Origin of the sequence: Crossiella sp. CA-258035 (assembly GCF_030064675.1) — a bacterium.
Lineage (GTDB): Bacteria > Actinomycetota > Actinomycetes > Mycobacteriales > Pseudonocardiaceae > Crossiella.
The window spans coordinates 7,639,830-7,663,400 of the sequence record NZ_CP116413.1; the positions used below are offsets into that span (position 1 = coordinate 7,639,830).

Annotated in this window: 22 protein-coding genes; 7 read left to right on the forward strand and 15 right to left on the reverse strand. The window is 71.4% G+C overall.

Translation table 11 applies throughout. The features are described 5' to 3' along the window. Position 1: 1 nt before the first annotated feature. The 3 genes from N8J89_RS34340 to N8J89_RS34350 all read right to left on the reverse strand — a co-directional run bounded on the left by N8J89_RS34340 (position 2) and on the right by N8J89_RS34350 (position 4,255). On the reverse strand, positions 2-781 hold the full coding sequence (locus tag N8J89_RS34340) for a trypsin-like serine peptidase (RefSeq protein WP_283661108.1): 780 nt from the start codon (positions 779-781) through the stop codon (positions 2-4). A gap of 121 nt (positions 782-902) precedes the next feature. Continuing rightward, positions 903-2,540 carry a citramalate synthase gene (gene cimA / locus N8J89_RS34345; RefSeq protein WP_283661109.1) on the reverse strand — a complete coding sequence of 546 codons (1,638 nt, stop codon included), beginning with the start codon at positions 2,538-2,540 and terminating at the stop codon, positions 903-905. A 230-nt stretch (positions 2,541-2,770) separates the two neighbouring features. Beyond that, a complete protein-coding gene (locus N8J89_RS34350; protein WP_283661110.1) occupies positions 2,771-4,255 on the reverse strand; it encodes an aminotransferase-like domain-containing protein in 1,485 nt (494 codons plus the stop codon). A 170-nt stretch (positions 4,256-4,425) separates the two neighbouring features. On the opposite strand from N8J89_RS34350, the gene N8J89_RS34355 reads away from it, so the two are divergent. Both N8J89_RS34355 and N8J89_RS34360 read left to right on the forward strand, forming a co-directional pair. Continuing rightward, entirely contained in the window at positions 4,426-5,694 is a 1,269-nt protein-coding gene (locus tag N8J89_RS34355) for a Tm-1-like ATP-binding domain-containing protein (RefSeq protein WP_283666323.1), read from the forward strand. Beyond that, positions 5,691-6,512 carry a phosphoenolpyruvate hydrolase family protein gene (locus N8J89_RS34360; RefSeq protein WP_283661111.1) on the forward strand — a complete coding sequence of 274 codons (822 nt, stop codon included), beginning with the start codon at positions 5,691-5,693 and terminating at the stop codon, positions 6,510-6,512. Before N8J89_RS34355 ends, N8J89_RS34360 begins: the two co-directional genes overlap by 4 nt. 345 nt (positions 6,513-6,857) lie before the next feature. On the opposite strand, the gene N8J89_RS34365 is transcribed toward N8J89_RS34360, so the two are convergent. From N8J89_RS34365 to N8J89_RS34390, 6 genes are all read right to left on the reverse strand, one after another. Continuing rightward, the gene (locus N8J89_RS34365; RefSeq protein ID WP_252484971.1) at positions 6,858-7,898 is read right to left on the reverse strand and encodes a 3-isopropylmalate dehydrogenase; all 1,041 of its coding nucleotides are present in this window, start codon (positions 7,896-7,898) and stop codon (positions 6,858-6,860) included. A gap of 416 nt (positions 7,899-8,314) precedes the next feature. After that, entirely contained in the window at positions 8,315-8,920 is a 606-nt protein-coding gene (locus tag N8J89_RS34370; RefSeq protein ID WP_283661112.1) for a DUF6461 domain-containing protein, read from the reverse strand. 206 nt (positions 8,921-9,126) lie between these two features. Then, positions 9,127-10,725 carry a phosphoglycerate dehydrogenase gene (gene serA, locus N8J89_RS34375; protein WP_283661113.1) on the reverse strand — a complete coding sequence of 533 codons (1,599 nt, stop codon included), beginning with the start codon at positions 10,723-10,725 and terminating at the stop codon, positions 9,127-9,129. 143 nt (positions 10,726-10,868) lie between these two features. Further along, positions 10,869-11,147 (reverse strand): DUF397 domain-containing protein, encoded by a 279-nt coding sequence (locus N8J89_RS34380; protein ID WP_283661114.1) that lies wholly within the window; start codon positions 11,145-11,147, stop codon positions 10,869-10,871. Then, complete coding sequence (locus N8J89_RS34385) at positions 11,144-11,353, reverse strand: DUF397 domain-containing protein (RefSeq protein ID WP_283661115.1); 210 nt, start codon at positions 11,351-11,353, stop codon at positions 11,144-11,146. The genes N8J89_RS34380 and N8J89_RS34385 overlap by 4 nt, the downstream gene beginning before the upstream one ends. A gap of 68 nt (positions 11,354-11,421) precedes the next feature. Continuing rightward, positions 11,422-12,270, reverse strand: coding sequence for a helix-turn-helix domain-containing protein (locus N8J89_RS34390; RefSeq protein ID WP_283661116.1), 849 nt, complete (start codon positions 12,268-12,270; stop codon positions 11,422-11,424). A gap of 327 nt (positions 12,271-12,597) precedes the next feature. On the opposite strand from N8J89_RS34390, the gene N8J89_RS34395 reads away from it, so the two are divergent. Both N8J89_RS34395 and N8J89_RS34400 read left to right on the forward strand, forming a co-directional pair. After that, positions 12,598-13,014 carry a hypothetical protein gene (locus N8J89_RS34395; protein WP_283661117.1) on the forward strand — a complete coding sequence of 139 codons (417 nt, stop codon included), beginning with the start codon at positions 12,598-12,600 and terminating at the stop codon, positions 13,012-13,014. A gap of 53 nt (positions 13,015-13,067) precedes the next feature. Then, a complete protein-coding gene (locus N8J89_RS34400) occupies positions 13,068-14,024 on the forward strand; it encodes a phosphotransferase family protein (protein WP_283666324.1) in 957 nt (318 codons plus the stop codon). Positions 14,025-14,057: 33 nt separating this feature from the next. Here N8J89_RS34400 and N8J89_RS34405 read toward each other — a convergent pair whose 3' ends face one another. The 4 genes from N8J89_RS34405 to N8J89_RS34420 form a co-directional block, all read right to left on the reverse strand. Next, positions 14,058-14,411: a hypothetical protein gene (locus N8J89_RS34405; protein ID WP_283661118.1), complete on the reverse strand. Its 354-nt coding sequence runs from the start codon at positions 14,409-14,411 to the stop codon at positions 14,058-14,060. A 244-nt stretch (positions 14,412-14,655) separates the two neighbouring features. After that, on the reverse strand, positions 14,656-15,669 hold the full coding sequence (ilvC, locus tag N8J89_RS34410) for a ketol-acid reductoisomerase (RefSeq protein WP_283661119.1): 1,014 nt from the start codon (positions 15,667-15,669) through the stop codon (positions 14,656-14,658). A 24-nt stretch (positions 15,670-15,693) separates the two neighbouring features. After that, a complete protein-coding gene (ilvN, locus tag N8J89_RS34415; protein WP_283661120.1) occupies positions 15,694-16,200 on the reverse strand; it encodes an acetolactate synthase small subunit in 507 nt (168 codons plus the stop codon). 4 nt (positions 16,201-16,204) lie between these two features. After that, positions 16,205-18,031, reverse strand: a complete 1,827-nt coding sequence (locus N8J89_RS34420) for an acetolactate synthase large subunit (RefSeq protein WP_283661121.1) — start codon at positions 18,029-18,031, stop codon at positions 16,205-16,207. A gap of 315 nt (positions 18,032-18,346) precedes the next feature. On the opposite strand from N8J89_RS34420, the gene N8J89_RS34425 reads away from it, so the two are divergent. Next, entirely contained in the window at positions 18,347-18,727 is a 381-nt protein-coding gene (locus N8J89_RS34425) for a PH domain-containing protein (RefSeq protein ID WP_283661122.1), read from the forward strand. A gap of 9 nt (positions 18,728-18,736) precedes the next feature. Next, positions 18,737-20,581, forward strand: a complete 1,845-nt coding sequence (ilvD, locus tag N8J89_RS34430; protein ID WP_283661123.1) for a dihydroxy-acid dehydratase — start codon at positions 18,737-18,739, stop codon at positions 20,579-20,581. A gap of 89 nt (positions 20,582-20,670) precedes the next feature. Here ilvD and N8J89_RS34435 read toward each other — a convergent pair whose 3' ends face one another. Together N8J89_RS34435 and N8J89_RS34440 are read right to left on the reverse strand one after the other, a co-directional pair. Then, the gene (locus N8J89_RS34435; RefSeq protein WP_283661124.1) at positions 20,671-21,309 is read right to left on the reverse strand and encodes a DoxX family protein; all 639 of its coding nucleotides are present in this window, start codon (positions 21,307-21,309) and stop codon (positions 20,671-20,673) included. A gap of 71 nt (positions 21,310-21,380) precedes the next feature. Next, complete coding sequence (locus tag N8J89_RS34440) at positions 21,381-22,304, reverse strand: 2-hydroxyacid dehydrogenase (RefSeq protein WP_283661125.1); 924 nt, start codon at positions 22,302-22,304, stop codon at positions 21,381-21,383. Between the two features lie 49 nt (positions 22,305-22,353). On the opposite strand from N8J89_RS34440, the gene N8J89_RS34445 reads away from it, so the two are divergent. Beyond that, a complete protein-coding gene (locus N8J89_RS34445; protein WP_283661126.1) occupies positions 22,354-23,514 on the forward strand; it encodes a PQQ-dependent sugar dehydrogenase in 1,161 nt (386 codons plus the stop codon). Positions 23,515-23,571 lie beyond the last annotated feature (57 nt).

Genomic DNA, 23,571 nt, shown 5'->3' on the forward strand with positions numbered 1-23,571 from the left:
CTCACAGGTCCTTGACCGAGTTGTAGAGATCCCGTGCTTCCGGGCCGAGGTACGGCCCCCGGTTCACCTTCTCCACGTTGGAGCTGGTCACGCTGATCACGTCACCGAGCCCGCTGGGCTGGTAGTTGCGCAGCCACGGCCCGCCGCTGGCCCCGTCGTTGCCGTCACAGGTGATCTTGTGCCGGTTGCTGCCGTCGTCCCGGAGCGCGACTCCCGCGCAGTGCCACTGCGCCTCGCCGTTCTCGATCCGCCACGGGTACCCGGCCACGTGCACCTGCTCGCGGTAGGCGGTGTTGATGATCAGTCCGTGCGCGCCGGCCACCTCGGCCACCCGCCTGCCGTCGGGCAGGTCGTTGAGCACCAGGAACGCGTAGTCGAACTTGCGGTCCCGCCGCTCCGCCCACTGCGGGGCGGGCACCACGTGGGCCACGGTGAAGGAGGGCAGCTTGTCGCCCCGCTGGTAGCCGGGGTGGTAGACGAAGTTCGAGGGCTGCGGGCCGAGCCGGTGCACGCAGTGCGCCGCGGTCAGCACCACCCGGCCGCTCGGGCTGTTGACCGAGCTGGCCGAGCACGCGCCGTTGTTGCCGTCCGAGAGGTCGTAGGTCAGCTTGCCGTTGGTCGTGGAGTACAACGCTTCCTTGGCGCCAGGCCCCTGCGCGGTGGCCGGCGCGACCGGACTGGCCAGTCTTTCCGGTCCTGATGGCGCGGCCTGCGCGGTGCCGCCGGTGAGCACCACCCCCAGCAGCAGCGCCAGCACCGGCGCGATTCGTGCGATCCGCACTCTGTCCTCCCCTAGCTCGACAGCGGCCCTGCCAGGGCCGCGGCCGAATGCTAAGCAGAGGCAGAAGTCGTTGTCCCGCAACGGGATTCGACTTCTCCCTTTGAGGCAGAACGCTAGGCCATCAGTGTGAGGCCAGGGTCTCCACGCGCATCGACTTGTGCGCCAGCGCGTCGCAGAGGGCCAGCCAGCTGGCCTCCACGATGTTGCCGTGCACGCCAACGGTGGTCCACTCGGTCTCGCCGTCGGAGGACTCCACCAGCACCCTGGTCACCGCGTCGGTGCCGTGCTGCTCGGTGAGGATGCGCACCTTGTAGTCGATCAGCTCCACCGACTCCAGCCAGGGCAGGTGCGGCAGCAGCGCCTTGCGCAGCGCGGCGTCCAGCGCGTGCACCGGGCCGTTGCCCTCCGCGGTGGCGATCACCCGCTCCCCGCACACGTGCACCTTCACCGTGGCCTCGGAGATCACCACGCCGTCCGGGCGGTGGTCGAGCACAACCCGGTAGGAGTCAAGGGTGAACGGCGGCGAGACCGTCTCACGTGGACCGTCCGAAGTGGACATCTCGCCGCGCAGCAGCAGTTCCAGCGAGGCGTCCGCGGCCTCGAAGGACCAGCCACGGGCCTCCAGGTCCTTGACCTTGCGCACCGCGCGGGTGACCGCTTCCCCTTGGCCGGCCAGGTCCAGTCCGAGCTCTTTTCCCTTGAGCTCGATACTGGCCCGGCCGGCCATCTCGGTGACCAGCACCCGCATGCCGTTGCCGACGGTGACCGGATCGATGTGGTTGTACAGATCCGGGTCCACCTTGATCGCGCTCGCGTGCAGACCCGCCTTGTGAGCGAATGCCGCAGTCCCGACGTACGCCTGGTGGGCGTTGGGTGCGATGTTGGCGATCTCGGCGAGGGCATGGGAAACGCGGGTCAGCTCGGACAGCGCTGCGGCGGGTAGCACCGGCATGTCGAGCTTGGTCACCAGGTTCGCCACCACGGCGAACAGGTCGGCGTTGCCGGCCCGTTCCCCGTAGCCGTTCGCGGTGCACTGCACGTGGCTGGCGCCGGCCTGTACCGCGGCGACGCTGTTGGCCACAGCGCAGGCGGTGTCGTCCTGGCAGTGGATGCCGACCCGGAAACCGGTCCGCGCCACCACCTCGGCGACGGTCTTGGCGATGCCCAGCGGGAGCTGGCCACCGTTGGTGTCGCAGAGCACCACCACGTCGGCCCCGGCCTCGACCCCGGCGCCGAGCACGCGCAGCGCGCAGTCCGGGTCGTAGGCGTAGCCGTCGAAGAAGTGCTCGGCGTCCAGGAACACCCGGCGGCCCTCGCCGGTGAGGAAGGACACCGTGTCGGCGACCATCGCGGCCGCCTCGTCCACGCTGGTGCGCAGCGCGCGTTCGATGTGCCGCCGGTCGGACTTGGCCACCAGCGTGACCACCGGGGCCTGGGAGTCCAGCAGCGCGCGCACCTGCGGGTCCGACTCGGCCCGGTTGCCCGGCCGCCGGGTGGCGCCGAAGGCGACCAGCGCCGCGTGCCGCAGCTCCAGCTCACCGGCGGCGGCACGGGCGAAGAACTCGGTGTCCTTGGGCAGCGCGCCCGGCCAGCCACCCTCGATGAAACCCACCCCGAGCGAGTCCAGCAGCCGGGCCACCGCGAGCTTGTCGGTGGCCGAGTAGGTGACGCCCTCGCGCTGCGCGCCGTCGCGCAGCGTCGTGTCGTAGACGTGGAAGCTGTCGCCGAGCGGGGTCTCGGCCGGGCTGGTGCGGGTCACGGGGCGCTCCATGTGGCGGGTCGCACTATGGGTTTCGACAGTCGGAAGGCCAAACAAAAAGACCCCCCGCGAATGCGAGAGGTCTGCGCGCCGGGTGCTGGAGAGGCACTACCCGACGCGCTCGTCAATAATGATCACGAACCGTGAAGTCACGGCGTCGATGCTGCCACAACCCGGCGGCAAATATCCAGGACCCGGACGAGTGCTCCCAGATCCCGGGAACCCCCAGCTCATTCCGTGGCCATGGCCAGCCGCCGGATGCCTTCCCTGACTCGATCGGGCGACAGCGAGTAACCGACCCGCATGCATTCGCGCAGTCCCTCCGCCGCGGAGTAGGCCGGTCCGGGCACCACCAGCACCCCGCACTTGCGCGCGCGGGCGGCCAGCGCGACCGCGTCCCGGCCCGGCGCGCGCAGCCACAGCGCCGCGCCGCCCAGCGGCCGGGCGAACTCCCAGCCGGGCAGGTGGTCCCGCGCCGCCTCCTCGGCCGCGGCCAGCCCGGCGGCCAGCTGGGCCATCCGCAGCCGCCGCGCGTGGTCGCTGTGCGGCAGCAGCTTCAGCCCGAGCAGCTGGCTGGGCACTGAGCTGCCCAGGTCGGCCGCGTTCTTCACCCGGCTCAGCCTGGTGATCTGGTCGCTGGGCCCGTGCACCCAGCCGACCCGCAGCCCGCCCCAGAACAGTTTGGACAGTGAGCCGACGGAGAACACGGTGGCCGGCACGCCGTGCTCGGCGGCCACCGCGGCCAGCGGCGCGGGCGGCGGCCAGCTCAGCGAGGTGTCCACAGTGGACCCGTCGTCCACCACCGCGACCCCGGTGGCCGCGGCCGCGCGCACCACCCGCAGCCGGTCGGCCAGGCCGAGGGTGGCCCCGGTCGGGTTGTGCGCGGTGGGCAGCAGGTAGAGCAGCTTCGGGCGGCGGGAGTCCAGCAGCCGTTCCAGCACCTCGATGTCCACCCCGCCGGGCCCGCGCCGCCCGGTGCGCACCGGCACCGAGAGCACCTTGGCGCCCCTGGCCCGGAAGGCCTCCAGCGCGCCGCGGTAGGTGGGCTCCTCCAGCACCACCTCATCACCGGGTTGCAGCAGGCCCTGGGCGAGCATGTCCACCGCCTGCTGCGAGCCGCTGGTGACGATCAGGTCCTCGGCCGCCGCGGGCACCCCGCGCGCGGCCAGCTGTCCGGCCAGCGCCACCCGCAGCTCGGGCAGCCCGCCGACGAAGTAGCCGTGGTGGTCCAGCAGCCCTGCGTAGTCCGCCGCGCCGAGGGTGGCCGCGATCTGGGCCACCATCGGCAGGCCGGGCAGCGCGCCGGTGGACAGGTCCACGGTGTCCGGCGGGTTGGGCAGGTGCGCGCCGGTGAGCGGGGCGGGCACCGCGCCGCGGCGGCCGAGGCCGAGCGCGCCCGCTCTCGGCTCGGGCACCGGGTAGTCGATGCCGGGCCGCCGCGCCCAGGTGCCGCTGCCCCGGCGGCTGGCCAGCCAGCCCGCGCTGCGCAGGTCGTCGTAGGCGGCGACCACGGTGGACCGGCTCACCGCGAGCGCGACCGCCATCGCCCGTTCGGCGGGCAGCCGGGTGCCCTCTGGCAGCTCGCCGCTCTCCACCAGTTGCTTGACCGCCTGGGCGAGCCTGCGGTGCAGGGAACCGGACTCGTCTGTCCAGCCCTGGAGTAGTCCAGCCAGACGGGTGACGCTGATCGCCGATTTGCCCAGACGAGCGGACACCCGCAGTCCACCTCCGCGGAATTGGCCTGCTCAGGCCCGATCGGACCGGAGCAGTCTCTGATCTGATGGGCCGCAACGTATCGGAATGATCATCTCGGTTGTCGCTCAGACCTCTTTCGACGTTACTTCACGCTGCTGTGCCCTGGAAGGAGCCGCCTGCCTTGGCGACCGTGGTGCTGGTCGGAACCCTGGACACCAAGGGGGCCGAGTACGCCTGGCTCGCTGAGCGGATCACCGCAGCCGGCTGCTCGGTGCTGCTGGTGGACGCCGGTGTGCTCGGCGATCCGTTGACCCGCGCGGACATCAGCTCCAGAGAGGTCGCCTCGGCGGCCGGGGCGGAGCTGGCCCAGCTGCGCGCGGCCGGGGACCGCGGCGCGGCGCTGGCGGTGATGGCGCGCGGGGTGGCCGCGATCGTGACCTGCCTGCACCGGCAGAACCTGCTGCACGGCGTGGTCGGGCTGGGCGGCTCCGGCGGGTCGGCGGTGGCCAGCGCGGCCATGCGCGCGCTGCCGGTCGGCGTGCCCAAGCTGCTGGTCTCCACCATGGCCAGTGGCGACACCTCGCCGTACGTGGACGCGCTGGACGTGACCATGATGTACAGCGTCGTGGACATCGCCGGGCTCAACTCGGTCTCCGAGCTGATCCTGCGCAACGCGGCCAACGGCATCGCCGGCATGGCCCAGGGCTACGAGCACGCGCTGAACAACCCCGACCCGGAGGCCGAGGCGCCCCGGCCGGTGGTGGCCGCCTCCATGTTCGGCGTCACCACCCCCGCGGTGGACGCGGCCAGGGACCGGCTGACCGAGCTGGGCTACGAGGTGCTGGTCTTCCACGCCACCGGCTCCGGCGGCAAGTCACTGGAAGCCCTGGCCGGTAGCGGACTCCTGGCCGGGGTGCTGGACTTGACCACCACCGAGCTGGCCGACGACCTGGTCGGCGGGGTGCTCTCCGCGGGGCCGCAGCGGCTGTCCGCGGCCGGCCGGGCCGGACTGCCCCAGGTGGTCAGCCTCGGCGCGCTGGACATGGTCAACTTCGGTCCCAAGGACACCGTGCCGGAACGCTTCGCCGAGCGGAACCTGTACGTGCACAACGCGACCGTGACGCTGATGCGGACCACGCCCGCGGAGAACCGGGAGCTGGGCCGCAGGCTGGCGGCCAAGCTGCGCGCGGCCACCGGGCCGACCGCGCTGTTCGTGCCGCTGCGCGGGGTGTCCGCGATCGACACCACTGGCGGGCCCTTCGACGACCGGGTCGCCGACGCCGCGCTGTTCGGGGTGTTGCGCACCTCGCTCGCGGGCAGCACCGTGGAGCTGCACGAGCACGACGCGCACATCAACGACCCGGAGTTCGCCGTCGCGATGGCCGACCGGCTGCACGAGTTGATCACAGCGGGCGCCCGGTCCGGGAACGCGGCGCTCGCGGGAGGGCCGTCCCGATGAGCCGCAGCGAGATCCTGGCCGCCTTGCGGTCCACAGTGGAGCGAGGCAGGCCGGTCATCGGCGCGGGCGCGGGCAACGGCCTCTCCGCCAAGTGCGCGGAGGCCGGTGGCGCGGACTTACTGATCATCTACAACTCCGGGCGCTACCGGATGAACGGCCGGGGCTCGCTGGCCGGGCTGATGCCCTACGGCGACGCGAACGCGATCGTGCTGGAGATGGCCGGCGAGGTGCTGCCGGTGGTCCGGCACACCCCGGTGCTCGCGGGTGTCTGCGGCACCGACCCGTTCCGGGTCATGCCGCACTTCCTGGACCGGCTGGCCGCGCTGGGTTTCGCCGGGGTGCAGAACTTCCCCACGGTCGGCCTGATCGACGGCAACTTCCGGGCGAACCTGGAGGAGACCGGGATGGGCTACGACCTGGAGGTCGAGCTGATCCGCCTTGCCGCGCAACGCGACCTGCTCACCGCGCCGTACGTCTTCGACCCCGGCCAGGCCGCCGCGATGGCCGCGGCGGGAGCGGATGTGCTGGTGCCGCACATGGGTCTGACCACCAAGGGGTCGATCGGGGCCACCACCGCGGTCTCCCTTGACGAGGCCGTCGAGCGGGTGCAGGCCATGCGGGACGCGGCGGTGGCGGTGAACCCGGAGGTCCTGGTGCTCTGCCACGGCGGCCCGATCGCCGAGCCCGCGGACGCGGCCTACGTGCTCTCCCGCACCGAGGGGGTGGCCGGGTTCTTCGGCGCCTCCTCGATGGAACGACTACCCACCGAGCTGGCGATCACCGCGCGGGTGGCGGAGTTCAAGGGTATCGAGATCTAGTGTCCCGAGTCGGAAGTTCGGTGGCGGTATCGGTGGCCCAGGTTTCCGCTGGGTGTGCCGCAGGGAAGCCCTCGTACCGGGTTGTACGTGGGCCTTCCGGCGGTGCGGTCAGCGGGAAGCTGGGCCGCCGAGACCGCTGGCGAACTTCCGACTCGGGACACTAGCCCGGCCGTCGACGGTCACCCCCAGGACTCGAGACGGCCTGCCTGTCGTCCGGTGCGGCCCGCCAGCCCGCCGGACGACCCCGAAGCCCCCCGTGTTGCCCGTCAATGCGGGGGGCTTCACCCCAGCACGGCAACGGGCCCCGACCGTCCGAAGTGGACGATCGGGGCCCGTTGCGTCGTGTCAGGCTCCGGTGCGCTGGCCCGAGCTCACCAGTGCGGCCAGCCGGTCGCCGACCGCGTAGGTCGCGCCGGGCGCCGCGTGGTCCCTGGTGGCCAGGTCGAAGGCCACGGAGGCCTCGATCCGGCGGGCGGACTCGGTCTCGCCGAGGTGGTCGAGCATGAGCGCGACGGAGAGCACCGCCGCGGTCGGGTCGGCCACGCCCTGGCCCGCGATGTCCGGGGCGCTGCCGTGCACCGGCTCGAACATGCTCGGGTTGCGCCGGGTCACGTCCAGGTTGCCGCTGGCCGCCAGGCCGATGCCGCCGGTGACCGCGGCCGCCAGGTCGGTGATGATGTCGCCGAAGAGGTTGTCGGTGACGATCACGTCGAACCGGCCGGGGTCGGTGACCATGTGGATCGTGGTGGCGTCCACGTGCTGGTAGGCCACGGAGACGTCCGGGTACTCCAGGGAGACCTCCTCCACCACCCGCGACCACAGCTGGCCGGCGTGGGTGAGGACGTTGGTCTTGTGCACCAGGGTCAGGTGCTTGCGCGGGCGGTTGGATGCCCTGGCGAAGGCGTCCCGCACCACCCGGTTCACCCCGAACTGGGTGTTGATGCTGACCTCGGTGGCGATCTCGTGCACCGTGTCCTTGCGCAGCAGGCCACCGTTGCCCGCGTACAGGCCCTCGGTGCCCTCGCGCACCACGACCATGTCGACCTCTGGCGAGTCGGCCAGCGGGCTGCGCACGCCCGGGTAGAGCCGGGCCGGCCGCAGGTTGACGTGGTGGTCGAGCTCGAACCGCAGGCGCAGCAACAGCCCTCGTTCGAGGATGCCGCTGGGCACCGACGGGTCGCCCACCGCGCCGAGCAGGATCGCGTCGTGCTGGCGCAGTTCGCCGAGCACGGATTCAGGCAACAGCTCCCCCGTGGCGTGCCAGCGAGCCGCACCGAGGTCGAAGCGGGTGATCTCCGCGGTCGGAAGGACCTCACCGAGCACCTTGAGCGCTTCAGCGATCACCTCGGGGCCGATCCCATCTCCTGGGATCACCGCGAGCCGCATGCACACACCTCCTGGCTAGTTGCCCCACCTACAGGGACAAACCGTTGCGCGCAGGTTACCGGCTGAGGGGCCGGAAAACGCAGTCCGGACACGCTTTCCCACCGATCTCTCCCGTACTGCGGGACACCCGATCGGGTTTCCCCCGTCAAGGGAGCCCGATTTTGGCCGTTTCGAAGGGTGGAAAGCCCGTCTCAACCGACGAAGTCCCGTCCTGGGGCGGGAGGATGGCAGCCTAACCGGGCTCACCGGGCCCGAACCGGCCGCCAGCGGGGCGTGGCCGGAAGTTGGCGAAACTCCACCCGTCCGGGTGAACGCGAGGTCAGGTCGTGTCCGTGGAGCCGCGGCTGCGAGAGTCGTGATCGAGGCGACCGCCTCGGCGCGGCTATCGCGGGCGCGGCTCCGCGGACACGACCTGCTCACTCTGGTTCTCGCGCGGAGAGGACCACCGTCGGCAGCGATCCGGAGAGGATCTCCTGGGTCAGCCGGACCCCGGTGACCCGCTCGGCCAGCGCCAGCGCGGCGGCGTCCGGGTCGGGCGCGGTCCCACCATCCGGATCCAGCCCGACGGCGAGCATCACCGGCAGCAGCGCGTCCGGCAGGCTGCCCCAGCGCAGGTACGGCACCAGCTGGTCGAAGGCGGTGCGCAGGCCGCCGTCCACCGCGTGGCTGATCTGCCCGACCGCGTCCAGGTTGCGGTAGACCGAGAGCACCTCGCCGCCGTGCGAGACCACCGAGAGCACTTCGTCCAAAGTGGACTGGAACCCGTTGGGCTCCACCACCAGCACCCAGTCCCCCACCTTGGTCACCGCGGCCAGCAGCAGCGACTCGGGCAGCGCGTCCTGCTGCGCCCGGTCGATCTCCGCCAGCGTCATGGCCCGCGCGCTGTCCGGATCGGCCCCGAACCGGCGCAGCACCTCGGCCTCGTCCACCCCGCGCACGAAGGCCAGCGCGAACGCCGCGCCCAGCGGCAGCTCGGCCAGCCACGCGTAGTCCCCGGCGCCATCACCCGCGCCGGAGAGCATCCCGACCCCTGGAGATCCACATACGCCGAATGCTGCCACCAGAACCCCCAGGACTCCACGGCCATCCGTCGGTCCCGCCCATATCGACCAACGCCAGGTACCAAAACGGCCAACACGCGCCCGGGCGCGAACCCGACCGGCGTGTTGGCCGTTGTCGTACGGGGTGTTGGCCGTTGTTGTACGGGGTGTTGGCCGTTGTGGGCGGGTTAGAAGGCGATGGCCTTCACCGTGCGGGCGCCGACGGTGGCGCCGATGGGCTCCAGCACGCCCGCGTCGACCGGGCGGTCCACCCGGAGCAGCATGGTGGCGTCCTGGCCGTCGCGGGTCTGGGAGATCTGCGCGGCCTCCACGTTGACCCCGGCCTCGCCGAGCAGGGTGCCGACGGTGCCCATCACGCCGGGGCGGTCCGGGTACTCCAGCAGCAGCACGTGGCCCTCGGCGCGCAGGTCGAAGCTGCGGCCGTTGACCTCGACCAGCTTCTCCACCTGGTTGCGGCCGCTGAGCGAGCCGGAAACGCTGTGCGCGGTGCCGTCCGCGCTGACCGTGCGCACGGTGACCAGGCTGCGGTGGTTCGCGCTCTCGGACTCGGTGACCACGCGCACGTCCACGCCGAGGTCGGCGGCCAGCTTGGGCGCGTTGACGAAGGTGACCTGCTCGTCCACCAGGTGCGCGAACACCCCGCGCAGCGCGGCCAGCGGCAGCACCCGGACGTCCTCAGTGGACAGTTCGCCGCGCACCTCCACGGTGACCGACACCGGCGCGCGGTTGGCGCCGAAGGCGGCCAGCACGGCACCCAGCTTCTGGGTCAGCGGCAGGTACGGGCGGACCTCCTCGCCGACCACGCCGCCGCCCTGCACGTTCACCGCGTCCGGCACGAAGTCCCCGCGCAGCGCGAGCACCACCGACCGGGCCACGTCGGTGCCCGCGCGGTCCTGCGCCTCGGCGGTGGAGGCGCCCAGGTGCGGGGTCACCACGGCCTTGGGCAGCTCGAACAGCGGGCTCTCGGTGCACGGCTCGGTGACGAAGACGTCGATGCCGGCACCGCCGACCTGGCCCTCGCGGATGGCGTCGGCCAGCGCGGCCTCGTCGATCAGCCCGCCGCGGGCGGCGTTGACGATGAGCACGCCCTTCTTGGTCCTGGCCAGCTGCTCCTTGCCGATCAGGCCGAGCGTCTCCGGGGTCTTGGGCAGGTGGATGGAGATCGCGTCCGCGCGCTCCAGCAGCTCCTCCAGGCTGACCAGCTCGATGCCGAGCTGGGCGGCGCGGGCCGGGGCCACGTACGGGTCGTAGGCGATCAGGTTGGTGCCGAAGGCGGCGATCCGCTGGGCGAACAGCTGGCCGATCTTGCCGAGGCCGACCACGCCGACGGTCTTGCCGTTGAGCTCCACGCCGCCGTAGGCGCTGCGCTTCCACTGGCCGTTGCGCAGGCTGGCGTCGGCGGGGGCGATGTTGCGGGCCACCGCGAGCAGCAGGGCCACCGCGTGCTCGGCGGCGGAGACGATGTTCGAGGTGGGCGCGTTGACCACCATCACGCCGCGCGCGGTGGCGGCGGGCACCTCGACGTTGTCCAGGCCGACACCGGCCCTGGCGACCACCTTGAGCTTGCTGGTGGCGGCGAAGACCTCGGCGTCGACCTTGGTGGCCGAGCGCACGAGCAGCGCGTCGGCGTCGGCGACCGCGGACAGCAGCGCGGGGCGGTCGGTGCCGTCGACGTGGCGGATCTCGACATCGTCGCCGAGCACGTCGAGCACCGAGGGGGCGAGCTTCTCCGCGATCAGCACGACGGGGCGGTTGGGGTTGGTCACCGGTGCGCTCCTGAGAGGACGGATTGCCTTGGTCCGGGTCACCGCGTTGTGCCCCGAGCGGGAAAGCCGCAGTCTAGCTGCGGTGTTACCGCCGTGTTTCAGGTGGCGGGGGCGAGCTTGGTCACCCCCGCTCCACCCGCTGTTCACCAGGGCTCGGTGAACTCCCCGTCCTTGGCCCCGGCCAGGAACGCCTCCCACTCACCGGTGGTGAACACCAGGATGGGTCCCTCGGGCTGCGCGCTGTTGCGCATCCCGATGAAGGTGGCGCCGCCGGCGTCGACGAAGGCGATCTCCACCTTGCCGGTGCCGTCCGGGTCGTCCTCGCTGGAGAGCCACCGGGCCCCGGAGAAGTCGAGCGTGTCCCTGATCTCCGCCTTGTCGTCGTAGACCGGGACCTTGGTGCTGGGGTGTTGCTCGGTCACGCGCCGGTCCCGCGCAAGGCAGGGGCCGCGGTGAGGAAGCCGTGCCACTGGGCGCGGCTGAACACCAGCGCGCCGCCCGCGCGGTTCTTGGAGTCTCGGACCGCCGCGGCGGTCACGGGTAGAGCGACCTCGACGCAGTTGTTGCCGCCGCCGCTGTAGCTGCTGACCCGCCAGGACAGCGATTCGGTGTGGTTGCTGGCGAACATGACTTGCTCCTTGCCGGATAACAGATGGTGCGATTCCTGAGAGCAGCGCCGGATGGCCTGCCTCCTGCTCATGCCAGTTCCTCCGCCATGGCGGCCATCAGGGCCACCGACTCCTCGGTGCCCAGCGCCGCGGCGCGGACATGGTCGAAAACGGTGCTGTACAACCGGATCTCCTCCGGCTTCTCCAGGTAGAGCGCGCTGGTGAGGCTCTCCACGTAGACCACGGTCGGGTCCAGCGGATCGGGGAAGCCGAGGATGACGAACGGGCCGTCGGAGGCCGCGTGCGCGCCCGCGGTGAACGGGAGCACCTGGATCTCCACGTTCGGCAGCGAGCTCATCTTCACCAGCCGGTCGAGCTGTTCCCGCATCACATCGGTGTCGCCCACCCGCCTGCGCAGCGCGCCCTCGTCCAGCACCGCCCAGTACTTGGGCCCGTGGTCGGCCGAGAGCAGGCCCTGGCGGGCCATCCGGGCGGAGACCCGGCGCTCGACCTCGCTGGGCGCGGCCTTGGGCCGCACCGCGCGGAAGACCGCCAGCGCGTACCGCTCGGTCTGCAGCAGACCCGGCACGACCAGCGACTCGAAGGTGCGGATGGAGGACGCCTCCGCCTCCATCCCGGCGAAGCCACCGGTGAGCACGTCGCCGTAGTTGTGCCACCAGCCCTTGAGCTTGGCCATCCGGGCCAGGTCGATCAGCGCGTTCTGCCGGTCGCCCTCGACGCCGTAGAGAACGAGCATGTCGCGCACGTCCCTCGGGTTGACCCCGGTGCGGCCGGTCTCGATCCGGCTGACCTTGGCCGCTGAGCATTCGAGATGGGCCGCCACCTCCTCACAGGTGAGGTTGGAGCTCTCACGCAGTCGTCGTAGTTCGGAGGCCAGTCGCCTTCTGCGCACGGTCGGGCTGTGACTGGTGGACATCTCCTGGCCTCCGGGCAAGTTCGCGAGATCGCGGCGTGTCCGCGGTGCGGTGCCGGCCGCCCGCCGTGACACGCAGTGAGAAGGAACTTGCGCAGTGTGCCGGTCCAGGCTAGCTACCTGCAATCGCTTGTGGTTTGCAGGACGACACTCTCACCCGATCGTGTCTTTCGCAGTATGTACGTTGCATTTTCGGCGGCCCGTCTTGCACGCTAGGTACCCGCACCGTCGCTCTCCGAAATCGGAAGCAGACACCGACGGTAAGCGATCGGTGACACAGTACTCACGTTAGGGGCGGTGGAGACCGTGTGGTCGTCAGGCAGGCCCATCTTGGATGTGCACGAGGCGCCCGACCGCTGCACGACCCGCGGCCGCGAGTGCTACCGCGCGGTGGCCTCCCGCCTCGCCGAACTGGCGGAGCTGGCCGAGGACCAGGCCGACCCGGCCACCCGCAACGCGCTGCTGCGCACCGTCCGCGGCTGGCAGTTCCTGCTCGCCCAGCACCGCTCGGTGGGCCGCAAGAAGCGCAGGCGGTGCCGCCTGTGCCGGCCCAGCTGGGGCCTCGGCGGCGAGTGGCCCTGCCCGACCTGGCGGATCGCCTACGTCCAGCTGTGCCTGGTGGAGGACGGGCCGTCCCCTTCCCCTGAGCTGTCGTCCTGGTCTGGTAGCCCCCCGCCGGGCCAGGACGACATCCCCGTGCAGCGCGCCCGGCACCGGCTGCGGCTGGCGCCGGGCCAGGTGGCCTAGAACTCGCTGGCGGAACACGGTCGGCACGGACCACGCTCAGGTCCGTGCCGATCATGCTGCCCAGCCTGTCCAGCGAAGAGGAATATGCCCAGGCATTGGGCGATCCGGCGATCTGGCTCCCCGTGCACCGGGCCGCGCTGACCGCCGCGAACCTGCCGCTACCAGCGCGGATGTGGCTGGCCGGGCGCAGCACCTATCCCACCGCGCTGACCGGTTCGGGCCTGGTGGTGAAGCTGTTCACCCCGTTCTGGCACGGCCCGGACAGCATCGGGGCCGAGCGGGCCGCCTACCGCCTGCTGGCCGCGGACCCGGCACTGCCGGTGCCGGAACTGGTGGCTGACGGCGAGTTGGCTCCCGGCTGGAGCTACCTGGTCTGCCGCCGGCTGCCCGGACTGCCCCTGACTACTTTGGGTGACAGGTGGCAATTCTCTGCGGCCGAACGGACCAGGTTCGCTGGACACGTCGGAGCGGTCTTGTGCAGGTTGCATCAACTTGCGTTACCAAGTTCAGGGCGGCTGGCGGCCAGTTCATCGACCATGACCGGGTTACTGCACCGGCGGCTGGCGGAGGCGCCCCGCGAACGACGTGCCGCGGTCCCGCTGCGCCGCAGCCTGCTCGATGAGCTGGCCGAGTGGCAAGCGACCTTCGTCGGGTCCTGGCGGCCACCGGAACCGGTGCTGGTGCACGGGGATCTCAGCGGCGAGCATCTGTTGGTCTCGGCGGGCCTGCTGACCGGGCTGATCGACTTCGGCGAGGCGCGGACCGGGGACCCGCGCTACGACGTGGCCTCGTTGCACCTGGGCGCGTTCGAGGGCGATGTCCGCATGCTGCGGGCGTTCGTGGCCGGGTACGGCGATCCGGGGCTGCTGGGGCCGCCGGAGGCCATGCTGGGGATGAGCCTGTGCCACGACTTCGAGCTGCTGGGGCCGCTGCTGGAGCGGCGGCCGGAGCTGGCGGCCGCGCGCGGCGTGGCGGAGCTGGCGGAACGGCTCTGGGGGTTGGGGGCCTGACCGGACGCCCCAACCCCTGTCCCGGCCCCGTGCTCAGTGCAGGGCGTGCCTCGGGCGGTGGCCGGCGAAGGCGCCCTGCTGGGCCTGCACCAGCATCTGCGGCAGGCCGCGTTCCACCGCCAGGAAGCGCTGGGCGCTGTCGTAGGCGCGGCAGGGCTCGAAGGGCAGCCGGTGGCGCCGTTTGCCGGGCTGGCACTGGCGGCAGTGGCCGTACTCGTCCGGCTCGTGCGCGTCCAGCACCAGCTTCAGCGCGGAGATCAGACGGGGCATCTCGGCCCTGGCCAGTTCGGCCACGTCCAGGTCGTCGAGGGTGTGGATCAGGGTGAACAACTTGGCCAGGTGGGTCCGGACCGACTCGTCCAGCCCACCGGTCATGTTGCCGGTCATGGCTTTGCACGCTCCCCGCGTCGTCATGAGGCGGCGCTTCCGCCGTCTCCCTGCTGCCGAGCTGGGGTCCCAAGCCCCGTTCGGCGGACCGCGGATCACTGTTAGGTCAATGCTAAATAGGCAAATTACTGAGTGAAATGAACTGATCGGGTGGGATCACGGATCACCCTCCGTAACCCCCTGAACAGCGCGAACGCCGCCCACTCCAGGGTGGACGGCGTTCGCTCTGTGCTGGTTGCCGACGTCAGGCGGTCTCGGTGATGGGCCGGTCGACCCAGGACATGAGCGCCCGAAGCTTCTTGCCGGTCTCCTCGATCGGGTGAGCTTCGCCCTCCTGCTGGAGCTTGCGGTAGTTGGCGCGGCCGTTGTCGTCCTCGGCCACCCACTCGCGGGCGAAGGTGCCGTCCTGGACCTCGCCCAGGATCTTCTTCATCTCCTCCTTGACCGCGGCGGTGATCACGCGCGGGCCGCGGGTCAGGTCGCCGTACTCGGCGGTGTCGGAGATCGAGTAGCGCATGCGGGCGATGCCGCCCTCGTACATCAGGTCCACGATCAGCTTCAGCTCGTGCAGGCACTCGAAGTAGGCGACCTCGGGGGCGTAGCCGGCCTCGGTCAGCACCTCGAAGCCCGCCTGCACCAGCGCGCTGGCGCCGCCGCAGAGCACCGCCTGCTCGCCGAAGAGGTCGGTCTCGGTCTCCTCGGTGAAGGTGGTCTTGATGACGCCCGCCCGGCTGCCGCCGATGGCCTTGGCGTAGGAGAGCGCGAGCGCCTGGGCGTTGCCGGAGGCGTCCTGTTCCACCGCGATCAGGCAGGGCACACCCTTGCCGTCGACGAACTGGCGGCGGACCAGGTGGCCGGGGCCCTTCGGCGCGACCATGGCGACGTCCACATTGGACGGCGGGGTGATCAGGCCGTAGCGGATGTTGAAGCCGTGGCCGAAGAACAGCGCGTCGCCGTCGTTGAGGTTCGGCGCGACGTCCTGGGCGTAGACGTGCCGCTGCGCGGTGTCCGGCGCCAGGATCATGATCAGGTCGGCTTCCGCGGATGCCTCGGCGGGGGTGAGGACGCGCAGGCCCTCCTCCTCGGCCTTGGCCCGGGACTTGCTGGTCTCCGGCAGGCCGATCCGCACGTCGACGCCCGAGTCGCGCAGGCTCAGCGCGTGCGCGTGGCCCTGGCTGCCGTAGCCGATCACCGCGACCTTGCGACCCTGGATGACACTGATGTCGGCGTCGTCGTCGTAGAAGATCTCGACACTCATGCTCTTGCTTCTCCTATACGTGTTCTAGCGAACCGCGGTCGCGGTGATGGAACGAGCGCCCCTGCCGATGGCCACCATGCCGGACTGGACCATCTCCCTGATGCCGTAGGGCTCCAGCATGCGCAGCAGGGCGTCGAGCTTGTCGGTGGTGCCGGTGGCCTCGATGGTCAGCGCCTCCGGGGAGACGTCGACCACCTTGGCGCGGAAGAGCTGCACGGTCTCCAGCACCTGGCTGCGCACGGTGGCGTCCGCGCGGACCTTCACCATCAGCAGCTCGCGGCGCACGGACACCGCGGCGTCCAGCTCAACGATCTTGATCACGTGCACGAGCTTGTTGAGCTGCTTGGTGACCTGCTCCAGCGGCAGCAGCTCCACGGCGACCACGATGGTCATCCGGGACACCTCGGGGTGCTCGGTCGGCCCCACCGCGAGGCTCTCGATGTTGAAGCCCCGCCGGGAGAACAGGCCCGCGACCCGAGCGAGCACACCGGGCTTGTTCTCCACCAGCACGCTCAGCGTGTGCCGAGTCATCGCCTCACACCTCGTCTTCGTCGAACAGCGGGCGGATGCCGCGCGCGGCCATGATCTCGTCGTTGCCGGTGCCCGCGGCCACCATGGGCCACACCTGGGCGTCCTTGCCGACCACGAAGTCGATGACCACCGGGCGGTCGTTGATCTCCATCGCCTGCTGGATGACCTTGTCGACCTCCTCCTTGGTCTCCGCGCGCAGGCCTGCGCAGCCCAGCGCCTCACCGAGCAGCACGAAGTCCGGGATGCGGTGCTTGTGCGTGCCCAGGTCGGTGTTGGAGTAGCGCTCGGCGTAGAAGAGGTTCTGCCACTGCCGGACCATGCCCAGGTTGCCGTTGTTCATCACCGCGACCTTGATCGGGATGCCCTCGATCGCGCAGGTGGCCAGCTCCTGGTTGGTCATCTGGAAGCAGCCGTCGCCGTCGATCGCCCAGACCTGCTTGTCCGGCATGCCCGCCTTGGCACCCATGGCCGCCGGCACGGCGAAGCCCATGGTGCCCAGGCCGCCGGAGTTGATCCAGGTGGCCGGCTTCTCGTACTTGACGAACTGCGCGGCCCACATCTGGTGCTGGCCGACGCCCGCGGTGTAGATCGCCTCCGGGCCGACCAGGTTGCCGATCCGCTCGATCACGTACTGCGGGGACAGCGTGCCGTCGGCTGGCCAGTCGTAGCCCAGCGGGAAGGAGCCGCGGATGCCCTCGAGCATGGTCCACCACGCGGAGATGTCCGCGCGGGCGCCGCCCTCGTACTCCGCGCGCACCGCGGGCACCAGGTCGGCGATGATGTCCTTGACGTCGCCCACGATCGGCACGTCGGCCTTGCGGTTCTTGGAGATCTCGGCCGGGTCGATGTCGGCGTGGATGACCTGCGCGTCCGGCGCGAAGGTGCCGAGCTGGCCGGTGACCCGGTCGTCGAAGCGCGCGCCGAGGGTGATCAGCAGGTCCGAGCGTTGCAGCGCGGCCACCGCGGCGACCGTGCCGTGCATGCCCGGCATGCCCAGGTGGCTGCGGTGGGAGTCGGGGAAGGCGCCGCGGGCCATCAGCGTGGTGACCACCGGGATGCCGGTCAGCTCGGCCAGCTCCAGCAGCTCGGCGGATGCCTTGCCGCGCACCACGCCGCCGCCGACGTAGAGCACCGGGCGCTTGGCCGCGGCGATCAGCTTGGCCGCCTCGCGCACCTGCTTGCCGTGCGGCTTGGTGGTCGGCCGGTAGCCGGGCAGCCGCATCTCCGGCGGCCAGCTGAAGGAGGTGGTGGCCTGCAGGATGTCCTTGGGCAGGTCCACCAGCACGGGGCCGGGTCGGCCGGTGCTGGCGATGTGGAAGGCCTCGGCGATCGCGCGCGGGATCTCCGCGGCGTCGGTCACCAGGATGTTGTGCTTGGTGATGGGCATGGTGATGCCGCAGATGTCGGCTTCCTGGAAGGCATCCGTGCCGATCGAGGACCGCGCCACCTGGCCGGTGATCGCGACCATCGGGATGGAGTCCATGTAGGCGTCGGCGATCGGGGTGACCAGGTTCGTCGCGCCGGGGCCCGAGGTGGCCATGCAGACCCCGACCCGGCCGGTGGCGTGCGCGTAGCCGGAGGCGGCGTGGCCGGCGCCCTGCTCGTGCCGGACCAGGATGTGCCGCAGCTTGGTGGAGTCCAGCAGTGGGTCGTAGGCGGGCAGGATGGCACCGCCGGGGATACCGAAGACGATCTCGCAGCCCACCGACTCGAGCGAGCGCACGAGCGACTGCGCGCCGGTCACCCTGACCGGAGCGCCGGCGGGCGGGGTCGGGCGGGGTCTTGCCCCCTGGGGCGGCTGGGGCGGCGGCGTGGGCCTCACCTGGGTCATCGGGTCTGCCTCGTGTTCGGTGTGAGCAAGCTACGGGCAACAAAAAACCCTCGTCGGCCTGGGTTGGCCGTACGAGGGTTGCGCGTCGACGAGTGCTTCCTAGGCGTCGACGCGCCTGGGAAGTACGAGGAGGAAAGTCTTGCGCTGCACCCTGCCGACGCTAGCCCTTGGCCGGGACAGGCGTCAACTCTGCGGGACGGTACTCCCGGATGTTGGACACGACCGAGGGACACCGCACCGTCGCGAACACCCGTTCGCGCACGTGGAAGGATCGAGGACGTGAGCGGACTGATTTTCCGGATCCCCACTGCGGCTATGATTCCGGCGGCGCTGCTGTTCGTGTGCGCGACCCCACTCGCCTTCGGCGCGCCCGGTCTCCAGGTGGTCTACCTGGTGCCGCTCGCACTGGTCCTGTGGGTGATCCGCACCAGGACCGTGGTCGACGCCGAACAGGTGCGCATCCGCACGCTGTTCGGCGCTCGCAGCATCGTCTGGTCGGACATCGCCGCGCTGCGCCTGACCAAGGCCTCCGGGGTGAAGGCGGTGCTCACCGACGACTCCGAGGTCACGCTGCCCGCGGTGCGGGTGCGCGACCTCGACGCGCTGGCGCGGGCCAGCGGCGGCCGCTTCGGCGAACCCGAACCGGCCGCCGAGACCGAGCCCGCCGAGCCGGACCCCACTGACGAACCCCGTTAAGGAGGAGCTGTGCCCCCGCTCCGCTCCCGCGTGACCACCCACGGCCGCAACGCCGCAGGCGCCCGTTCGCTCTGGCGCGCCACCGGTATGACCGACTCCGACTTCGGCAAGCCGATCGTGGCCATCGCCAACTCCTACACCCAGTTCGTGCCGGGGCACGTGCACCTGCGTGACCTCGGTGACATCGTGGCCGAGTCGGTGCGCGAGGCCGGTGGCGTGGCGCGGGAGTTCCACACCATCGCGGTGGACGACGGCATCGCCATGGGGCACGGCGGCATGCTCTACTCGCTGCCCTCCCGCGAGCTGATCGCGGACGCGGTGGAGTACATGGTCAACGGCCACGCCGCGGACGCGCTGGTCTGCATCTCCAACTGCGACAAGATCACCCCCGGCATGCTGATGGCCGCGCTGCGGCTGAACATCCCGGTGGTCTTCGTCTCCGGCGGGCCGATGGAGGCGGGCAAAGCCGTGGTGGTGGACGGGGTCGCGCAGGCGCCGACCGACCTGATCACCGCGATCGCCGCCTCGGCCAGCCCGGACGTCGACGACGAGGGCCTGTCCATCGTGGAGCGCTCGGCCTGTCCGACCTGTGGCTCCTGTTCCGGCATGTTCACCGCGAACTCGATGAACTGCCTGACCGAGGCGCTCGGGCTTTCCTTGCCGGGCAACGGGTCCACCCTGGCCACGCACGCCGCCCGCCGGGCGCTGTTCGAGCGGGCCGGCACCACCGTGGTGGAGCTGGCCAAGCGCTACTACCAGCAGGACGACGAGTCCGCGCTGCCGCGCAACATCGCCAACCGGGCCGCGTTCGAGAACGCGATGGCGCTGGACGTGGCCATGGGCGGCTCGACCAACACCGTGCTGCACGTGCTGGCCGCCGCGCACGAGGCGGAGCTCGACTTCACCATGGCCGACATCGACGCGGTCAGCCGCCGGGTGCCCTGCCTGGCCAAGGTGAGCCCGAACTCCGACTACCACATGGAGGACGTGCACCGGGCCGGTGGCATCCCGGCCATCCTGGGCGAGCTGGACCGGGCCGGACTGCTCAACCGGGACGTGCGCACCGTGCACAGCGCGAGCATGGACGAGTGGCTGGGCGCCTGGGACATCCGCGCGGAGTCGCCCTCGGCGGAGGCGGTCGAGCTGTTCCACGCCGCGCCCGGCGGGGTGCGCACCACGCAGGCGTTCTCCACCAGCAACCGGTGGTCCTCGCTGGACACCGACGCGGCTGGCGGCTGCATCAGGGACCGCGCGCACGCCTACACCGCTGACGGCGGCCTGGCGGTGCTGCACGGCAACCTGGCCGAGGACGGCGCGGTGATCAAGACCGCCGGCATCGACGAGGAGCTGTGGGTCTTCCGCGGCCCGGCCAGGGTGGTGGAGAGCCAGGAGCAGGCGGTCTCGGCGATCCTGGGCAAGCAGGTGCAGCCCGGCGAGGTCGTGGTGGTCCGGTACGAGGGCCCGGCTGGCGGCCCCGGCATGCAGGAGATGTTGCACCCCACCGCGTTCCTCAAGGGCGCGGGCCTGGGCAAGGTGTGCGCGCTGATCACCGACGGCCGGTTCTCCGGCGGGTCCTCGGGCATCTCGGTCGGGCACATCTCGCCGGAGGCGGCCGAGGGCGGGCTGATCGGGCTGGTCCAGGACGGCGACGAGATCGTCATCGACGTGCACCGGCGCAAGCTGGAGCTGCTGGTGGACGAGGCGGTGCTGGCCGAGCGGCGGGCCAAGATGGAGGCCAGCGAGAACCCGTGGCAGCCGGTGGACCGCCAGCGCCCGGTGTCCAAGGCCCTGCGCGCCTACGCCCGCCTGGCCACCTCAGCGGCCACCGGCGCGGTCCGCGACCCCGCCAAATAACGGCCAACACACCGTACGAGAACGGCCAACACGCGAGGGTGGAAAACCCCCGGCGGCGTGTTGGCCGTTCTTGCGCTGGGTGTTGGCCGTTAGCGCAGGACCACCAGGGTGATCACCGCGGAGCCCGCCGCGACCAGGAGGAAGAGCACGCCCCACGGGAGTGGGACGCGCGCCCAGGCGCGACCGTTGTCGACGGCGGCGCGGCCGGGGCCGAGGAACAGCAGCGCGGCGGCCAGGGCACCGAGCACGAGGTCGAACTCGAACCCGGAGCCGGTCTGGCCGAGGAAGAAACCGTTGTTCCACTTGAGCGTGACCACGTTGATCATCACGCCGAGCAGGCCTGCCGCGCCGAGCGGGGTCAGGAAACCCAGCAGGACCAGCAGGCCGCCGCCCAGCTCGGTGATCCCGGTGACGTAGGCCAGGATCCGGGTCTGCTGGAATCCGAAGGACTCCAGGAACTTGGCGAACCCGTTGATGCCGGGACCGTTGAACACACCGAAGAGCTTCTGCGCCCCGTGCGCGATGAACGTGCCACCGAGCACCAGCCGCAGGACGAGCAGGCCGAGGTCGGTGCCGCCGTTCCAGGCGAAGGGCTTGCGCCGCACGGTGTCCGCACCGTCGGCCTGGTCAACGGGCAGTGCCGCCGTGGTGCCGGTGGCGGAATGCCCCGCGTCGTCGAAGTGGTGCGCGCCCCCGCTGGTGCCGGGGCCGCTGTCGTGAGTGCTCACGCCCACGCAGGCTAGGTGATCCGAGCCACTTCGGCGACCCGGGCGGCGTGGCGGCGCACCTTTCCCGGCGGTCAGTAGCTGCCGCGGATCAGGTTCTCCGGGTCCTTGCCCGCCGCGAACTGGGCGATCTGCCTGGCCACGATGCGGAAGGCGCGCTGGTGCTGACCAGCCACGCTGCCGGCCACGTGCGGGGTGAGCAGCAGGTTGGGCGCGCGCCACAGCGGGTGGCCCTCGGGCAGCGGTTCCGGGTCGGTGACATCCAGCGCGGCGCGCAGCCTGCCGCTGGTCAGCTCGGCCAGCAGCGCGTCGGTGTCCACCACCGGGCCGCGGGCGCCGTTGACGAAGATCGCGCCGTCGGCCATCCGGGCCAGGAACTTGGCGTCCACCAGGTGCCGGGTGTCCTCGGTCATCGGCACCACCACGACCACCACGTCGTACTCACCGAGCAGCTCGGGCAGCTCGTCCTCACCGCGCACGCCCTCCCGCGCGCTGCGCCCGACCAGGGTGACCTCGGTGTCGAACGGAAGGAGCCTGCGCTCCAGCTGCCTGCCCAGGTCACCGGCGCCGACCACCAGGACCCGCTTGCCCTGGAGGGTGTCGGTCTGGTGGTAGGCCCACTCCCCGGCGCGCTGGGCGGCGTCGAACTCGCGGAAGTCGCGGTAGATCGACAACAGCGCGCCGACCACCCACTCCGCGGTGCTCCCGCCGTGCGCGCCCCGGCAGTTGGACAGCTTGACCCGCTCGGGCAGCGCGCCGATCCAGGCCTCCGCACCCGCGCTGAGCAGCTGCACCAGCTGGAGCCTTGGCAGCGACTCGGCCAACGGCACCAGCTCCCTGGAGGCCAGGAACGGAGGCACGAACACCTCGGCGTCCACCGCCTCGGCGGGCATGTTGAGCTGGTCGTGCGGGTCGTAGGTGACCACCCGGACACCCTCGATCGCGGACACCAGGTCGGCGGCCCCTGGGTAGTCGGGCAGCAGCACAGTCAGGCTCACATCGGCACTCTAACCTCGGGTTCACCTGCGGCCACCTACCCTGGAGCCCATGCCAGCCCCGGGTTCGAAGCGACGGACGTCCCTCATCGGGATGGTGGCGCTCGCCCTGCTGGTCTCCGGGTGCGCCAGCTTCCCCGAGGTGCGGCAGGCCGACTGGACCGAGCAGCCCCGGCTGCAACCCCAGGGCGCCCCACCACCCGGTGGCGGCGGCGGGGGCGGCGGCCCGCAGCCGCCGACCCGGCCGAACACCCCGGTGCCGCCGCCGGACGGCTGCAAGGACTTCGACCCCTCGGTGGTCGCGACCTGCCTGGACCAGGTGGCCGCGGTCGCGGTGCTGCCGGACGGGCAGTCCGCGCTGGCCGCCGAGCGGGTCAGCGGAAAGATCCTGAAGGTGCAGCCGGGCAAGTCGCCGGAGGAGTTCGCCCGGATCCCGGTGGACGGGGCCGGCGGCGGCGGGCTGACCGGGCTCGCGCTCTCGCCCAGCTACGCCGAGGACGGGCTGGTCTTCGCCTACGTCACCACCGGCTCGGACAACCGGGTGGTGCGCATCGCCAAGGGCGACGGCCCCAAGCCGGTGCTCACCGGCATCCCGCGCGGCGGCCGCAACAACGGCGGCGCGCTGGCCAGGGACCGCACCGGGGCGCTGCTGGTGGCCACCGGCAACGCGGGCAACGGCGGCGCGGCGGGCGATCCGAACTCCCTGGCCGGGAAGCTCCTGCGGATCAGCACCTCCGGCAAGCCCGCCGACGGCAACCCCAACGCCGGCAGCACGGTGGTGGCCACCGGCCTGACCAGCCCCGGCGGCATCTGCAGCACCACCGACCACCGCACCACCTGGGTCACCGACCGCGCCGACAAGCAGGACGTGGTCTACAAGTTCGCCCTGGGCAAGCCCCTCGGCACCCCGGCCTGGACCTGGCCGGACCGCCCCGGCGTAGCGGGCTGCGCCGCCTACAGCGACCGCCTGTCAGTCGCGCTGACCACCGGCGCGGGCATGTTCAACCTGGCCGTGAGCAACACCGGCGCCTTCACCGGCCGCCCGGAAACCACCCTGAAGGGCACCTACGGCCAACTCGGCGGCGTGGACCTGGGCCCGGACGGCAACGCCTGGGTGGGCACGCTGAACAAGGCCGGCGGCAAGCCGGTGAGCAGCGACGACCGGGTGTTCGTGCTGCCGCCGCAGGGCGGCGGGACGGGCGGGAACGACTAGCCGGACCTGAACGAGCCGCGGCCCCCGGGAGAGGTTTTCCCGGGGGCCGCGGTGTTG

What these genes read in the sequence shown, in the direction of transcription:
- N8J89_RS34360 (WP_283661111.1), top strand. Translation starts at nt 5,691, where the DNA reads ATGAGCCGCAGCGAGATCCTGGCCGCCTTGCGGTCCACAGTGGAGCGA.
- N8J89_RS34365 (WP_252484971.1), bottom strand. Translation starts at nt 7,898, where the DNA reads ATGCGGCTCGCGGTGATCCCAGGAGATGGGATCGGCCCCGAGGTGATC.
- N8J89_RS34370 (WP_283661112.1), bottom strand. Translation starts at nt 8,920, where the DNA reads ATGCTCTCCGGCGCGGGTGATGGCGCCGGGGACTACGCGTGGCTGGCC.
- N8J89_RS34385 (WP_283661115.1), bottom strand. Translation starts at nt 11,353, where the DNA reads ATGTTCGCCAGCAACCACACCGAATCGCTGTCCTGGCGGGTCAGCAGC.
- N8J89_RS34390 (WP_283661116.1), bottom strand. Translation starts at nt 12,270, where the DNA reads ATGTCCACCAGTCACAGCCCGACCGTGCGCAGAAGGCGACTGGCCTCC.
- N8J89_RS34400 (WP_283666324.1), top strand. Translation starts at nt 13,068, where the DNA reads ATGCTGCCCAGCCTGTCCAGCGAAGAGGAATATGCCCAGGCATTGGGC.
- N8J89_RS34405 (WP_283661118.1), bottom strand. Translation starts at nt 14,411, where the DNA reads ATGACCGGCAACATGACCGGTGGGCTGGACGAGTCGGTCCGGACCCAC.
- ilvC (WP_283661119.1), bottom strand. Translation starts at nt 15,669, where the DNA reads ATGAGTGTCGAGATCTTCTACGACGACGACGCCGACATCAGTGTCATC.
- ilvN (WP_283661120.1), bottom strand. Translation starts at nt 16,200, where the DNA reads ATGACTCGGCACACGCTGAGCGTGCTGGTGGAGAACAAGCCCGGTGTG.
- N8J89_RS34420 (WP_283661121.1), bottom strand. Translation starts at nt 18,031, where the DNA reads ATGACCCAGGTGAGGCCCACGCCGCCGCCCCAGCCGCCCCAGGGGGCA.
- N8J89_RS34425 (WP_283661122.1), top strand. Translation starts at nt 18,347, where the DNA reads ATGATTCCGGCGGCGCTGCTGTTCGTGTGCGCGACCCCACTCGCCTTC.
- N8J89_RS34445 (WP_283661126.1), top strand. Translation starts at nt 22,354, where the DNA reads ATGCCAGCCCCGGGTTCGAAGCGACGGACGTCCCTCATCGGGATGGTG.